12 protein-coding genes are annotated in these 14,497 nt (G+C 57.0%); 3 read left to right on the top strand and 9 right to left on the bottom strand.

Going from position 1 to position 14,497, the window contains the following annotated elements; genetic code table 11:
- Window positions 1–60: 60 nt before the first annotated feature.
- From KUV22_RS01590 to KUV22_RS01570, 5 genes are read right to left on the bottom strand one after another with little or no spacing between them, the layout of a single operon-like run.
- The gene (locus KUV22_RS01590; protein WP_224918870.1) at window positions 61–1,086 is read right to left on the bottom strand and encodes a YhdH/YhfP family quinone oxidoreductase; all 1,026 of its coding nucleotides are present in this window, start codon (window positions 1,084–1,086) and stop codon (window positions 61–63) included.
- Window positions 1,087–1,135: 49 nt separating this feature from the next.
- Window positions 1,136–2,344: a protease SohB gene (sohB, locus tag KUV22_RS01585; protein ID WP_222227889.1), complete on the bottom strand. Its 1,209-nt coding sequence runs from the start codon at window positions 2,342–2,344 to the stop codon at window positions 1,136–1,138.
- Window positions 2,345–2,389: 45 nt separating this feature from the next.
- Complete coding sequence (locus KUV22_RS01580; protein WP_222227888.1) at window positions 2,390–3,040, bottom strand: cation/multidrug efflux pump; 651 nt, start codon at window positions 3,038–3,040, stop codon at window positions 2,390–2,392.
- 45 nt (window positions 3,041–3,085) lie between these two features.
- The gene (gene nudC / locus KUV22_RS01575) at window positions 3,086–3,898 is read right to left on the bottom strand and encodes an NAD(+) diphosphatase (protein WP_222227887.1); all 813 of its coding nucleotides are present in this window, start codon (window positions 3,896–3,898) and stop codon (window positions 3,086–3,088) included.
- A 53-nt stretch (window positions 3,899–3,951) separates the two neighbouring features.
- Window positions 3,952–5,649, bottom strand: coding sequence for a hypothetical protein (locus KUV22_RS01570; RefSeq protein WP_222227886.1), 1,698 nt, complete (start codon window positions 5,647–5,649; stop codon window positions 3,952–3,954).
- Between the two features lie 282 nt (window positions 5,650–5,931).
- On the opposite strand from KUV22_RS01570, the gene nhaB reads away from it, so the two are divergent.
- Window positions 5,932–7,464: a sodium/proton antiporter NhaB gene (gene nhaB, locus KUV22_RS01565; RefSeq protein ID WP_222227885.1), complete on the top strand. Its 1,533-nt coding sequence runs from the start codon at window positions 5,932–5,934 to the stop codon at window positions 7,462–7,464.
- Window positions 7,465–7,575: 111 nt separating this feature from the next.
- Here the strand turns inward: nhaB and dnaQ are convergent, their stop codons facing one another.
- The 3 genes from dnaQ to KUV22_RS01550 form a co-directional block, all read right to left on the bottom strand.
- Window positions 7,576–8,298, bottom strand: a complete 723-nt coding sequence (gene dnaQ / locus KUV22_RS01560; protein WP_222227884.1) for a DNA polymerase III subunit epsilon — start codon at window positions 8,296–8,298, stop codon at window positions 7,576–7,578.
- A 3-nt stretch (window positions 8,299–8,301) separates the two neighbouring features.
- Entirely contained in the window at window positions 8,302–8,742 is a 441-nt protein-coding gene (gene rnhA / locus KUV22_RS01555) for a ribonuclease HI (RefSeq protein WP_222227883.1), read from the bottom strand.
- A gap of 78 nt (window positions 8,743–8,820) precedes the next feature.
- Window positions 8,821–9,648 (bottom strand): class I SAM-dependent methyltransferase, encoded by an 828-nt coding sequence (locus KUV22_RS01550; RefSeq protein ID WP_261319067.1) that lies wholly within the window; start codon window positions 9,646–9,648, stop codon window positions 8,821–8,823.
- Between the two features lie 192 nt (window positions 9,649–9,840).
- Between KUV22_RS01550 and gloB the strand changes: the two genes are divergently transcribed.
- Both gloB and KUV22_RS01540 read left to right on the top strand, forming a co-directional pair.
- The gene (gene gloB / locus KUV22_RS01545) at window positions 9,841–10,599 is read left to right on the top strand and encodes a hydroxyacylglutathione hydrolase (protein WP_222227882.1); all 759 of its coding nucleotides are present in this window, start codon (window positions 9,841–9,843) and stop codon (window positions 10,597–10,599) included.
- A gap of 199 nt (window positions 10,600–10,798) precedes the next feature.
- A complete protein-coding gene (locus KUV22_RS01540) occupies window positions 10,799–12,382 on the top strand; it encodes a LysM peptidoglycan-binding domain-containing protein (protein ID WP_222227881.1) in 1,584 nt (527 codons plus the stop codon).
- Between the two features lie 116 nt (window positions 12,383–12,498).
- Here KUV22_RS01540 and KUV22_RS01535 read toward each other — a convergent pair whose 3' ends face one another.
- Window positions 12,499–14,394 carry a SurA N-terminal domain-containing protein gene (locus KUV22_RS01535; protein ID WP_222227880.1) on the bottom strand — a complete coding sequence of 632 codons (1,896 nt, stop codon included), beginning with the start codon at window positions 14,392–14,394 and terminating at the stop codon, window positions 12,499–12,501.
- Between the last annotated feature and the right edge of the window lie 103 nt (window positions 14,395–14,497).

The following is a 14,497-nucleotide window of genomic DNA, read 5'->3' as shown; positions in this document are numbered from 1 at the left end:
ACGAAGAAGCCGCAGAGAGAGGATTATGCGCGCGCATTCACAAATTTGACCGGCAATCGCCTAGCGGGTCATATCTACCACGTAGCGACCTATACCATGCCCACGGTGCAGTCTCGCCAGGAACTCGGGGGCCTGCTCCAGGGAAATATCTTCGGCAATTTGCTCCAGCTGTTCACCGATATACCAGGGCCCAGCGAGCTTTTGCCAAACCGCGGCTTTCTTGGACAGCGGCAGCTCCACACTATCCACTCCCAGCAGACTGATGCCGCGCAAGATAAACGGGAAGACATTGGCCTGAAACTGCGCGCCGGAAGCCATACCACAAGCCGCCACGCCGCCACTGTACTTGAGGCACTTGATCACATTGAACAGGGTTTCCCCGCCCACGGTGTCGACGGCCCAGGCCCACAGGGGCTTGGCAATGGCTTTATTGGCAAACGGTGCCAGCGTCTCTCGATCGAGTACCTTCCAGGCGCCGAGGGAGGTTAGGAATTCCGCAGATTCCAGTTTGCCGGTAACTGCCGCCACCCGAAAACCCAGTTTCGCAAGCAGCGCCACGGCAATTGAGCCCACACCACCGGTGGCCCCGGTCACCAGCACCTCGCCATCTTCCGGTTTGGCGCCGGCCTCAAGCAGCTTCTCGACACATAACCCTGCGGTGAGTCCCGCGGTACCAAGAATCATTGATTCGCGTAAAGACAAGCCTTCCGGCAGAGGCGCAACCCAGTCTGCCGGCACCGCGATGCGCTCGGCGAAACCACCCGCGGTATTCATGCCCAGATCGTACCCTGTCACAAGCACTCTCGCGCCGGGCTGGAATCGCCCACTGGTATCCTGAACAACCGTGCCGGCGGCATCGATACCGGGCGTGTGCGGGTATTCACGGGTAATCGCCCGGTTACCGAATGCGGACAAAGCATCCTTGTAATTCAAAGAGGAGTGGGAAACGGCGATACGTACCGGGTGCACCGGAAGATCACTGAGCGGGCGCCGAACAATGGTCTGATCGTATTTACCCGCCGCGACCTCTTCCACCAGCATGGCGCGGTAGGACTGCTCCGAATTGTTTTGCTCTTCAGCCGCCATTCCCATCACATCCCTATGAATAATGAAAAGTCCCCATTTTCGCGCAAGATTATTGGGCGTGGTGCCGCCATGCGGCCAGGCGCGAAAACAGACGCGTCGCTGCGCTCTCAACACCCAGTTGCGCGGCAATCCCCATTTTCTTGGCAATATTCTGCCGTTCCTTATATTCCACCTGATACAGGTCGGCATTGGCCGCCCGCGAGGTGAGATATTCATCGGAGGTTTTCAATTCGTCGACCAGCGCCAGATCTAGGGCACGCTGACCAAACCAGACTTCGCCCGTAGCGACTTTGGCAATGTCCAGTTGCGGGCGATATTCGTGGACGAAATGCTGGAACAAAGTATGAATTTCTTCCAGGTCGTTCTGAAATTTTTCTTTCCCTTCTGGGGTGTTTTCCCCAAACATCGTCACGGTGCGCTTGTACTCGCCCGCGGTAAACAGTTCGAAATCCACATCGTTACGCTGTAACAAACGATGGAAATTCGGCAATTGCGCGACAACGCCAATCGACCCAAGCATGGCGAACGGTGCAGCGAGAATCCGGTCAGCCACACAGGCCATCATATAGCCGCCGCTGGCCGCCACCTTGTCCACCACAATGGTGAGCTTTACGCCAGCACTGCGCACACGCGCCAATTGACTCGCGGCAAGACCATAATTCGCCACCATGCCGCCAGGGCTTTCTAGGCAAACCACCACTTCATCTTCTTTGCCCGCAACCTGCAAAATCGCCGTAATCTCTTCGCGTAAATTGGACAGTGCGCTGGCTTTGATATCGCCATCAAAATGCACCACAAACAAACGCTTGCGCTCCACAGGTTCGTCCGCCTCACCCGCAGCTACTACCTCGCCTTCGACCGGATCCGCGCCGGTTTCGGCATCGGCCTCTGCCTGCTCTGGCAGCGGTGCTTCGCGAGAGGCTTCGGTGTCCGGATGTTTATCGTGTTCCTTGCGCGCCTTGGCTTCTGCCTTTAGCTCCGCCTTGCGTTTTTTTGCCTGCGCCTTGGCCTCGGCCTTTTTGTCTTTTTCGTGCTGTTTCTTGCGCTCAGCGTAATCCGCTTCGGACATTACCGCTTCCAGCAATGTCTCTTTCATATCCTCGTAACGATCGTTGAGGCGTGTCACGGCAACGTGGCCGGGCTGACGATCCTTCATATGTGCGCGATTGGCCACGATAAAGCCAATCACCACCAAAAGTGCGACCACGATGGTCACTACCTTGGCCAGAAACAATCCGTATTCACTGAGAAATTCCACTCAACCCCCAATTACTGTGGTCAATAAAACACTTTAAAAAACTAACTACTGCCACTCATTCAATGCTGACTGTGCCTGCTGGTTCAGCGGACGCGCCAACAATCCAGAGTGGCTGATACGCACTTCATATACCGCGCCATCCTGCATGGGCAGAAAAGTAGCGCTGCCATATACCGCGTCTACCACCGGCACACGGTTATCCATTTCACGCAGGAACTTCCACAGATCTACGCCGTGGTTGCTCGTGTCGAGTTCATGCACCGAGCGCTCCTTATTGCGCTCGTCTTGCAGCGTCAAATAACGGCCGCTCAAACGATCCAAGCGATAGGCAGGCTCAATACCCGAGCGCGCCAACACGCCTTTCCACTTCAGCATACGCGCATCCAGCTGCCACTGATCACCGTACAGCTCAAATTCCTGCGATATCCCATCTTCATCGGAAAATTTCACCAGGAAATGCTGCTTCCCGAGGCGCTCAAACGAGACGGTGCCAACACTGTGTTCGTCCCCTAGGTTGCGGTAGCTGTACACATCCAGCGCAAGCAGGACGATCAGCAGTGCTCCTCCCAGCAACAGTAACCCCACGGACCCGCGCAGAAAGCCCAACAGCCAGTTGCCACGCAACAGTACCTTGCCACCCCAAAAAACCAATAGCAGGGCGAAAAACGCAATAGCAAAAGTAATAGCGATATACATTATGTGTGTTCTCTTATCTGGGTGATAACCTGCGATCCACGCGGGCTAACGCATCTCCACAAACGTCCTTATCAGTTGACCCGACAACGTTTCCACAGGCGGAATGGCCTGCGGAATTTCCGACCGATGAAACCAGCGGGCTTCGGCGATCTCATCCTGGTCGGGACGCAGTTCACCGCCGGTAACCTCGGCAAGGTATCCGATCATCAGCTGCCCGGGAAACGGCCAGGGCTGACTGCCCACATAGCGCAATTGCCCCAGTTCCTGTCCGACCACCAACCCAACCTCTTCATGAGCCTCCCGGGCCACCGCCTGCTCCGCGCTCTCACCGGGCTCGATAAAGCCGGCCAAAGCGGTATACAGCGCATGCCGATGGCGGGCGTGACGGGCCAACAGGCACTCATCACCGCGCACTAGCAGCATAATGACACAAGGTGAAATTCGGGGGTATACGGCGAAGTTACACTGCTCGCAGACCCGCGCGCGGTCTTTGGCGTGATAGCTGGTCTGCAGGCCGCAGCGACCGCAGAAACGATGATCCAGGTCCCAGTTCGCCACCTGCATGGCGCGACCCAGCAATAGAAACAGAGATTCGTCAACGGTCCCCAGCAGCGCACGCAGACCACGCCACTCGCAACCCGGCAGAGCCAGGCGCAACGGAAGATGGTGTACCGCACACGGCTTACCCGCCCAATCACCCAAATAATGGGTGACCAGCTCACCGGCCGACAGACTAACGGGCAAGGTGGAGTGTAAAGGCCCCTGCTCACCGCAGAGGACTTCACCATTGGAAACCACTATGTGCCAGTGGAATTCGGGGTGCGGCAATGCACTCGCCGCAGGGTTGAAGTCAGGCATCAGGCAGACTCTGAACGCAGGTCATTTAGGCAAGACTGCACCAGAGACTCGTCTCAGGCAACCTCAACCGGATACCCCAGAGCCTCCAGGCTCTCTACCGCCAAATCCAGAGACTGCATATCCACCTGACGATGCATCTTCACTTCGTTCAGGTAATACTCCAGGCTAATAATCGCGTCGGCAAACGTCTCCAGCGACTGCTCAACCGCCGGTGCGGTATTTGCCTGATCGATCACCGCGTCGACAAAGTGCGCCAATCGCTCAACCACTGCTGCCGCACGACTCAAACTCAAGACCACGAGACCGCCGCGCACACTGTTCAGCGTGGTGGACACGTTGCGAATGTGGCCATGGTCGTAGTCGGATTCCGCATAGGACCCAAGGGCACGTTTAATCAACGCCAGCCCCGCCTCGGCTTCCTTCAGCACCGCCAGCTCAGCGTCTTCCAGCTGACTGCGCTCGAGCTCAACGTCCGCATGGCCGCTCTCATCCAACTCGATGGTGGAGCGCTGGCGCATGGAACGGATGGTGCTGTCTACGGCCAGAATCTGGTTGGTCAGCTGCTGCAGCGCGTTGTCCGCAGCGCGCCCACCTACCTGGGCACAGTTCTGATAAGCGCTCAGCGAACCGCCTAAATTTTCACCAATGCGGCGGAAATTCAACATGATCAAGGTGTTGGAAATTCGCCGCAGGGTATCTACAAGGCCGCCCTCATCATCGCCGGCAATCACACCGACCATTTCGGCATCATCCAGCAAGCGACGCACACCGGAGAGTTCCTCTTCCAGCGCGTTGGCAACAGCAGCAATGGCAGTAGCACCAGGCCCGCCGAGGCTCGCCCGGTCGCGCTCCAGTTCGGGCTCGCGGTAGTCCAACGGACGCACGCTGAACACCTGAAGCAGCTTTTCACCCTGCCCTGATGGCCCCGCCAGGGCCAGCCAGTAGAGACACTCTTTGATCAATACCGGGGGAGCCGGCTGATCCAGCACGGCGTCGCCGTCGCGACAGATGTTGCGCAGGCGGCGATCGAGCATACTGAAAACCATGACCCGTTGACGATTCACCAGCATCTCGCGGCTTGCCATGGCGGCAAGCGCAGCACCCGCCACCGACCACAACTTGCCATTGGGGCGGCCCGCACAAACGCTGGCGATACGCTGCAGTGCGCGGGCCATCATGGTGTAGGCCGGACCGCGCGGCTTGCCCTTGAGCAGCGCCAGCAATCCAACCTGATACATATGGCGGAAGCGCCGCACAAAGGTTTTCAGATCCTCGGACATCACTGCCGAAGAAACCGCACCCGGTACGGTGGCCTCTAGGCGACAGCGCAGGAAATGGCTTTCGGGCACCGGCGCCTGAGCGCGGGCCAGTCGAAGGCTATTGATATAGGGAACCAGCAGCTCCGGGCGGGGCGCTGCGCGGCTCTGCACGAAGTCCAGGTAGCGGGTTAGCACGTAAAACGCTGTCCCCAGGCTCTCCAGCAGGTCCTGCGGAGATTGCTGGCGATCCTGCAACAGGTCCCCCATCGCACTCAACATTTCCTGGGCGAGCAGCTCCGCGGCACTCAGCTGGACCATTTGCAATACGCCGGTCACCTGGCGAAGCGCCTGGATACACTTTTCCAACGCTGGCTTGTCAGCCTGATCTTCCGCGAACTGGTCCAGATGGCCGGTAGCCCCCTCGATACTCGCAACCAGCTCGTCCTTGACCAGACTGATAGAAGTCAGATTGATTTCACGCAATCCACTCATTGCCTACACCACTGCAATTTTCATTATTTTTACCACCAGTCCCTCCCCGGGGCATCGCCCTGCTTCTCAGAGAGCTGGCTCGCTTGTACAAAACCGTAAAAGTTTCCAGATTAAATCAATTCATTTCCATCGATCAATCGACAAAATTGCGGACGCATAGTCTAAAGCGGGTCACCACAGGCAAAACCAATTGATTTTTGGGGGCGAAATCGGTACTTTCCCCCGCCGAAATCCCGGCGACCACGGGAACGGGCACACAGCGGACCAGGGAAGTAACAAAAAATGAACTCTCTAAACGATACTCTGCCCGCGGCGGGTGGCGGCATGGCCCGCGCATTTACCGCCAATTTCCTGGGGGAAGCGCCGGACTGGTACAAGCTGACCATCGCCCTGTTCCTGATCCTGAACCCAATCCTTTTGTATGCCACCTCCCCGTTTGTGGCCGGCTGGGTCCTGATTGGTGAATTTATCTTCACCCTCGCCATGGCGCTCAAGTGCTATCCGCTGCAGCCCGGCGGCCTGCTCGCCATCGAAGCGGTGCTGCTTGGCCTCACCAGCAGCGATGCGGTCTACCACGAAGTAAAAGAAAACCTGCAGGTTATCCTGCTGCTGATGTTTATGGTTGCCGGCATCTACTTTATGAAGAGCCTGCTGCTTTACGTATTTACCAAGCTCCTCGTCGGCATTCGCTCCAAGACCACTTTGTCACTGCTGTTTTGCGGCGTTTCCGCGATACTCTCCGCGTTCCTGGATGCCCTAACAGTCACCGCCGTACTGATCGCTGTTGCGGTGGGCTTCTACGCGGTTTACCACAAGACAGCTTCCAATCGTCCGGCACACTCGGACCACGACCACTCCCACGACGACCACGTGGTTGAATACCACCGCTCCGATCTGGACCAGTTCCGCGCCTTTTTGCGCAGCCTCATTATGCACGGCGCCGTTGGCACTGCGCTCGGCGGTGTATGCACCCTGGTGGGTGAACCGCAAAACCTGCTGATCGCGGAAAAGGCCGGCTGGGACTTCGTACAGTTTTTCCAGCAGATGGCCCCGGTCACCATTCCCGCGTTCGCGGCCGGCCTGACCACCTGCTTCCTGCTGGAGAAAGCCAAGGTCTTCGGTTACGGCGCCAAGCTGCCGGGTGCCGTGCGCGAAGTACTTTCCAATTTCGCCACCGAACAGGAACAGAAGCGCACCCAGCGCGACGTGGTCGAACTCTGGGTACAGGGCATCGTTGCGGTGATCCTGGTACTTTCACTGGCCTTTCACGTGGCCGAGGTAGGCATTATTGGCCTGATGATCATTGTGCTGCTGACCGCCTTTAACGGCGTTATTCAGGAGCCACGTATCGGCCATGCATTTGAAGAAGCCCTTCCCTTCACCGCGCTACTGGTAGTGTTCTTTGCGATTGTTGCGGTGATCCATCAACAGCACCTGTTCGAGCCGATTACCCACTTCGTACTGAGCCTGGAGCCAGAGCAGCAACCAGGCACTCTATTCCTGGCCAACGGCGTGCTCTCCATGATCAGTGACAATGTGTTCGTGGCGACCGTGTACATCAACGAGGTGAAAGACGCACTGCTCGCCGGCGATATTACCCGCGAGCATTTCGACAAGCTGGCGATTGCGATCAACACCGGCACCAACCTGCCGAGTGTTGCCACACCCAATGGTCAGGCGGCCTTCCTGTTCCTGCTGACTTCCGCACTGGCACCACTGATTCGCCTGTCCTACGGTCGCATGGTGGTGATGGCCCTGCCCTACACTCTCGTGCTGACCGTGGTTGCACTGACCTGCGTGGTATTTGCAATCTGAGTATTCGCCGAACGATATGAAACAAAACCACATGAAACAAAAAAAGGGGCCTTTGGCCCCTTTTTTGTTTCATGCTGATGCGTACATACGATTCACACGCAACGCGTTCAACTACCAGAAATGCTTGCCGCCGGATTTTTCCAACAGCGCCAGAAACGCGGCGTGCGCATCCAGCTCCTGTTCATTTGCACGCACCACATTGAGCGATGCCCGCTCCGCACTCAGGCGACGGATAGCACCCGGCTCCGCAGCACTCGCCTCTTGCTTCTGATCGGCTTCACCGGACGCGTCATTACTGGCCAACAGATCCGTCTGGCCGCCGGTCATAATCAGATAGACGTCGGCAAGGATTTCCGCATCCAGCAAAGCGCCGTGAAGATCGCGCTGGGAATTATCGACGAAGTACCGCTTACACAGGGCGTCCAGGTTGTTCTTCTGGCCCGGGTGCTTTTCTCGCGCCAGAGCCAGGGTATCTAGCACCCCGCAATGGGTGGCAACGTTTTGCCAACGGGGGCTCCCCAGACGCTTTAACTCTGAATCGATAAAGCCAACGTCGAACGGTGCGTTGTGGATGACCAGCTCGGCACCATCACAGAAGGTCATGAACTCGTCGACCACCTGCGAAAAGATGGGCTTATCAACGAGGAACTCGTTGGTGATACCGTGCACCTCAATCGCACCGTCGTCGACTTCACGCTCGGGATTGATGTACTGGTGGTAGTGACGGCCGGTCAACTTGCGATTGATCAGCTCAACGCAACCAATCTCAATGATGCGATGCCCGGACTTGGGATCAAGACCGGTGGTTTCGGTATCCAGAACAATTTGCCGCATGCTTTAACAGGCCCCCAATTCGTCAATTCCGCGGTTCGCCAGCGCATCCGCCCGCTCATTACCCGGGTCACCTGCGTGCCCCTTCACCCAGTGCCAGTGCACGTCGTGTTCGCCAATCGCGCTATCCAGTTCCTGCCACAAGTCGGCGTTTTTCACTGGTTTTTTGTTTGCGGTTTTCCAACCATTCTTTTTCCAGTTGTGAATCCAACCGGTAATGCCCTGACGCACATATTGTGAGTCGGTATGCAGGTCGACGCGGCAGTGCTGATTCAGCGCCTGTAATGCCTGAATTGCGGCCATCAGTTCCATGCGATTATTGGTGGTCATTGACTCACCCCCGCACAACTCTTTTTCGGCCTCACCGCTCATCAGCAATACGCCCCAGCCGCCCGGACCGGGATTACCCCGGCAAGCGCCATCGGTATAAATGGTGACTTGTTTCAATGCGTTCTCGTTATGAAATTATTGGAGCCGTAATCCATTCTGCTACAACTCTACTCTGATACAGCCTGTTCAGGCACATCACTTATTGTGGCGTCCCTGCTTCTGATGGCGCCCCCGGGCAGCCACCCGTGGACTGCTCGGCACCGCGCTAAGGGCAGGTTTCTTTTCGCCGCGCCAGTTGAGCTTGATGGTGCGCATCCGCGCCACTTCTTTGCGCGCGACTATGATGTAAAAGCCGCCCCACGGCAAGTGCCAGCGCGTGCCCACCCGCTCCATCCAGGAAGTCTTGGAAAGCAGGTCCCCGTGATTGAGCGGCATGCGGAAAAATCCGCGCTCTACCTGTCCGGACTGCAGGTCCAGCAGGTTCATCCAGTCCTCGATGCGCGCTGCACGCAGTTGGTTGCCCAGCTGATAGGGGCTGGAGCCCCCGAACAGACGCGCGAGCCCCAACAGGGAAAACGGATTGAATCCGATGAGCACCATATGCCCGCCGGGAATCAATACCCGGGCGGCTTCTCTCAGCACCTGGTGAGGCTGAGGGGAGAAGTCCAGCAGGTGGTGCAGCACGGCCACATCAATTGACTCCGAGGGCAACGGCAACTGCTCAAATTCCACCAGCGCCGCCCCCTGGCCTTCCGGGCAGGGGCTCAACTTAAAGCGGTGATTGATACGGCTACACGCGGCGAAATCCACCTGCCGCGCGACACTCGCCTGCATCAGGTGGTAGCCGAACATCCCCTCCACCACCGGCTGGACCAGCGCCAGCTGCTGGGTAAGAATCTCCCGGCCAAGGCCGCTGTCGAACCAGTCACTTAACGCCGGACAGGATTCGGCCAACGGAGAAATAGGCGCTTTCCCGCGATAGAACAGGGAATGTTTTTCCGGATTTTCCGGCATCCTAGTCATCTCCAGCTCCCATTATCTCCAACAGCTATCATCTCCAGCTCCTATATTCTGGTGGCCAACATACGGGGCATCACGCGGCAGAAATGAATATTCGGTCAGCGGCCAGAATACCCTATCTCACCAAGCGCACAAATGACTGCGCAGGCTGTGCTAATGTTGCGCCAATGATTCTTAGGTTAGCGGGGACAGCTAATGATCACAATCCGCCCCATCCCAGCATTTAACGACAACTATATCTGGCATTTACAACAAAATGACGAACACTGGGTAGTCGACCCCGGTGATGCGGCCCCTGTCATGGCGGCACTCGCTGGCAAGCAATTACACGGCATACTGCTTACCCACCATCATTTCGACCACACCGGAGGTGTCGCAGAGCTCACCGCTGCCTTTAATTGCCCGGTGTATGGTCCGGCAACCATTGAAGGTGTCACCCACCCGCTGCGTGACGGCGACCACCTAACGCTGCTGGGAGCCCCGTGTGAGGTGCTCGCGGTACCGGGGCACACCCTGGACCATATCGCACTGCTTATGACGGACGGCGAAGCAAAACACCTGTTCTGTGGTGACACCCTGTTTGCCGGCGGCTGCGGCCGACTGTTCGAGGGCACACCAAACCAGATGTACCAGTCGCTCTCGCGCCTGGCAGCGCTGCCGGGAGATACCCGAGTCTACTGCGCGCACGAGTACACACTGGCGAACCTCGAATTTGCCCTTGCCGTCGATGCCAATAATCCGCGACTGCGTGACCGCCAACGAGACGCGAAAGCAATACGCGACCGCGGAGAGCCGACCCTTCCTTCGAGTATTGAGCTGGAGCGCGCCACTAACCCGTTCCTGCGTGCCGACGAGCCAGATATACGTTTACAGGCTCAGGCAAAAGGCCTGCCTGAGAATGCGAACCCTGTCGAAATTTTCGCCAATTTACGCCACCAAAAGGACGTTTTTTGACCAAATCGCATTGACCAGGACTCACCCTCCTCTTTAGAATCAGACAATTACACAACAAAGCTCATGCGCATTATTCAACGACGCCTCTTCTAGGGCCCGCCGGCATCAAAAATAACGACGCCTGTGGCAGCATTCCGCAGAAGATTCCTGGCCAGTTCGGTGCAGAGCAAAGAGATAAATACAGACCTCGGATACCAGAATGGTTTATAAAAAGTTTGCTGTTGCGCTGTTGGCAACGGCGGTAGGGGCCTGCACCCAGATTGACTCTGCACCAAGTGCGGCGAAAACTGCACAGATTGAACCGACTGACGGCGTGGATTCCATGCCCAGTATGGACAGTGCCATCAGCGAGAACATTCTCAATGCTGCCGAACCTGCGCTGGCCAACAACGACATTTGGCACCGCCTGCGCCAGGGCTTTACCCTGGATCGCGAGACAAACCGCCCAAAAGTCCAGGACTACGTAAAATATTTTTCCTCTAACCAGGGCTATATGGCCCGGGTTACCGAACGCTCCCGCCGCTACATTTTCCACGTCGCCGAGCAACTGGAGCAGGAAAACGTCCCGCTGGAATTTGCCCTGCTCCCCATCGTCGAGAGCGCCTACGATCCTTTCGCCTATTCCCACGCACAAGCCTCCGGCATGTGGCAGTTCATTCCCGCGACCGGACGCTCCTTCGGCTTGCACCAGAACTGGTGGTATGACGGCCGCCGCGATGTGGTGGAGTCCACCCGCGCGGCCTCCGAGTACTTCAACTACCTGGCCGCCAAGTTCGATAACGACTGGCTGTTGGTACTCGCGGCCTACAACGCCGGCGAAGGTACCGTACGCCGCGCGCGCGAGCGCAATGCGCGCGCCGGTAAGGGCACCAGTTTCTGGGACCTGAAACTGCCCCGCGAAACCCGCCGCTATGTGCCACAACTGCTGGCACTGGCCGAAGTGGTCTCCCGCCCGAACCACTACAAAGTGCCACTGCACGATGTGGGCAACGAGCCCTATTACGCTGCAGTAAACGTGGGCAGCCAGATTGACCTCGCCCAGGCGGCAGATCTCGCCGGTGTGGAAATTGAAGAGCTGTACCTGCTGAACCCCGGCTATAACCGCTGGGCGACAGACCCTGAAGGTAATCACCGACTGCTCGTTCCCCATGAAAAGAGCACTCAGTTCGTCGCAGCCCTGGACAAGCTACCGGCGGATCAGCGCGTAAGCTGGCAGCACTACCGTGTAGCCAACGGTGACTCGCTGTCGGTCATTGCGCGCCGCTACGAAACCACGATCGCCGCGATCCAGCAGGCCAACAAACTGCGTGGCAGCAGAATCCGCGCAGGTCAGACCCTGCTGATTCCGAGCGCTTCCGGCCCCAATGCCCAATACGCTTATTCCATCGATCAGCGCGTGAAGCGTCGCCAGTCTTCTGGCAAGGGTCGCAAGACCAGCTATACGGTGCGCCCGGGTGACACTCTCTGGGGCATCGCCCGCAGCCTGAACGTGAAAGTACGCTCACTGGCCAGCTGGAACAACATGGCGCCAGGGGACACTCTGCGCCCCGGGCGCAAACTGGTCGCTTACAACGCAAATGGAAGCAACAACAGCTCCAGCACCAGCCGCACTACCCGTAAAGTGTCTTACCGAGTGCGCAGTGGCGACTCGCTTTACCGGATCGCGCAGAAGTTTCGTATCGATATCAGCGATATCGTGCGCTGGAACAAAATTAGCCAGAACAGCTACCTGCAACCAGGCCAGCGCCTGACGCTATTTGTTGATAGCGCCAATAACGGCTAAATCGGCCAAACCGCACAACGGCAATCTCTGCGTTGCCATTTTGCTTTTTGCTTATTTCAGACATAAAAAAACCGGCGAAATTCGCCGGTTTTTTTATTTGCGGAAACAATCAGCCGTTACTGCTGAGTCTCACTAAACACTTCCACGTCCGCCTTGCTCAGCAGATATTTCTGTACCGCTGCCAGCTCTGCGCCTCCCAGCATAGAAGACAACTGCTGCATCAGTGCATCACGCTGCTCTTTACTTTGACGGGTCAGATCGCCAGAGCGCACATCGCGCAGCTGCACAACCACAACATCGCCACTCGGCAGGGTGAACTGATCCAGAGTGCGGGCACCCGGACGCGGTTCTGCCATAGTGAACACCTTGTTCACTACCTCGCCACGGGCACCAAAGCCACCACGGCGGGTCTTATCGCTGGTTTCAAGGGTCAGGCTTTCAGACTCTGCAACCGCCGCCAGGCCACCGCTCTCGCCAGCCTGCGAGGCAATATCTTTGGCCTTGCTCGCCAGCTGCTCGCTCGCCTTGTCGCGCTTCAGGCGCTGTACAACTTCCGCCTTCACTTCTTCGAGCGGCTTCACGCCTTCAGCCTTGTGCTCAACAACACGCAATACCACCGCGTGATTTTCATTGAGATTCAACACGTCTGAAGTATTGCCGTCTTCGAGAACTTCAGGAGAAAACGCTGCGGTAATTACCTGACGCTCGCCGACAACACCCGGGCCACCCTGGCGGGAGAACAAAGGAGAAGTCTGTACGGTTACGCCCAGCTCTTCTGCGGGCGCCGCCAGTGTCTCAGCGTTGTACGCCAGGTCACCCAGGCGACTTACCGCATCAACAAACTCCCGCTCCGCTTCCGCGTTACGGATGCGCGCCTCAATGGCAGCCTTGCGCTCTTCAAACGTCGGCGGCTCCGCATCGGCAACTTCAATCAGCTTGATGAAATGGGTGCCCGCATCGGTTTTTACCGCGCCGGACACTTCACCAACCTGCAATTTGGCGAGCGCTTCCTCGAACGCTTGCGGGAATACATCACCGGAAGTGAAACCAACATCACCACCGTCTTCACTGGACAGGATGTCATCGGAGTACTCTTTCGCCAGTGCTGCGAATTCGGCACCGCTATCCAGCTTTGACTGAACTTGCGCTACCTTCGCCTGCGCAGCCTCGTCATCACCTTCGACCAGAATATGTGCCGCATGGCGACGAATACTCGCCTGGAAATTCTTCACTTCCTGATCGTATTGCGCGCGCACATCCTGGTCTGAAATATCGATATTCGCTGCAAACAACTCAGGGGTCAGCTCGATATACTCAACAGAAACCTGTTCAGGACGCTGGTATGCAGACTGATTTTCATCGTAGTAGCTCTGCACTTCACCATCCGCAACCTCAATACCTTCGAGCAGAGGTGCCGCAGACAGGGTCACGTAATCGAAGTCACGCTCTTCCATAGACACGGCAACGATATTTTCGGCATCGGTACGGGTGCTGAACGCAGTTTGCGACACACTGTCGATAAACTGCTGCATCACCATTTCCTGCTCCAGCAACTGACGGAAAACCGTCGGGCTGTATCCCATACGGCGCAGACCATCGCGATACATTTGCTGGTCAAACTGGCCGTTTACCTGGAAACCGGGCATCTGCACGATTTCCTTATCTACCGCGGCGACACTCATCGCCATACCGCGATCGAGCGCGGCCTGTCGCATAACCGCACTATTGACGAGCTGCTGCAGCACCGGGCCACGCAGTTGTTCATCGGTCAGCAAGTCAGTTGGCACATTTTCGCCATACTGGTTTTCAATCATTGCGCGGCGATTCTGGATCGCACGCTGCAGGTCAAGCTGAGAAATCTTTTCGCCGTTTACCTCTGCCACTTTATTGGCAGAGCCACCGCTGGCACCGGTGAAAAAATCGATTCCACCAATCACCATGATAAATCCGAAAAACGCCGCAACAATAATGGCAGCGGTTCCCTTCAGGTTGTCACGCATGGACTGAAGCATATCCAGCTCCGAAATTAACTCTTGTCTGTATACCACCGGATCAATAGTTATTCTTATTTCAGCACAAACTAGGTTCTGCGTGCTGATCAGGGAAACATCCCGT

This window comes from Microbulbifer agarilyticus (assembly GCF_019800665.1).
GTDB lineage: Bacteria > Pseudomonadota > Gammaproteobacteria > Pseudomonadales > Cellvibrionaceae > Microbulbifer > Microbulbifer agarilyticus_C.
The sequence above is the reverse complement of the archived record's forward strand: the minus strand, read 5'-3'. Positions and strand labels throughout refer to the sequence as shown.

What these genes read in the sequence shown, in the direction of transcription:
- KUV22_RS01590 (WP_224918870.1), bottom strand. Translation starts at nt 1,086, where the DNA reads ATGGCGGCTGAAGAGCAAAACAATTCGGAGCAGTCCTACCGCGCCATG.
- KUV22_RS01580 (WP_222227888.1), bottom strand. Translation starts at nt 3,040, where the DNA reads ATGTATATCGCTATTACTTTTGCTATTGCGTTTTTCGCCCTGCTATTG.
- nudC (WP_222227887.1), bottom strand. Translation starts at nt 3,898, where the DNA reads ATGCCTGACTTCAACCCTGCGGCGAGTGCATTGCCGCACCCCGAATTC.
- KUV22_RS01570 (WP_222227886.1), bottom strand. Translation starts at nt 5,649, where the DNA reads ATGAGTGGATTGCGTGAAATCAATCTGACTTCTATCAGTCTGGTCAAG.
- nhaB (WP_222227885.1), top strand. Translation starts at nt 5,932, where the DNA reads ATGAACTCTCTAAACGATACTCTGCCCGCGGCGGGTGGCGGCATGGCC.
- dnaQ (WP_222227884.1), bottom strand. Translation starts at nt 8,298, where the DNA reads ATGCGGCAAATTGTTCTGGATACCGAAACCACCGGTCTTGATCCCAAG.
- KUV22_RS01550 (WP_261319067.1), bottom strand. Translation starts at nt 9,648, where the DNA reads ATGACTAGGATGCCGGAAAATCCGGAAAAACATTCCCTGTTCTATCGC.
- gloB (WP_222227882.1), top strand. Translation starts at nt 9,841, where the DNA reads ATGATCACAATCCGCCCCATCCCAGCATTTAACGACAACTATATCTGG.
- KUV22_RS01540 (WP_222227881.1), top strand. Translation starts at nt 10,799, where the DNA reads ATGGTTTATAAAAAGTTTGCTGTTGCGCTGTTGGCAACGGCGGTAGGG.
- KUV22_RS01535 (WP_222227880.1), bottom strand. Translation starts at nt 14,394, where the DNA reads ATGCTTCAGTCCATGCGTGACAACCTGAAGGGAACCGCTGCCATTATT.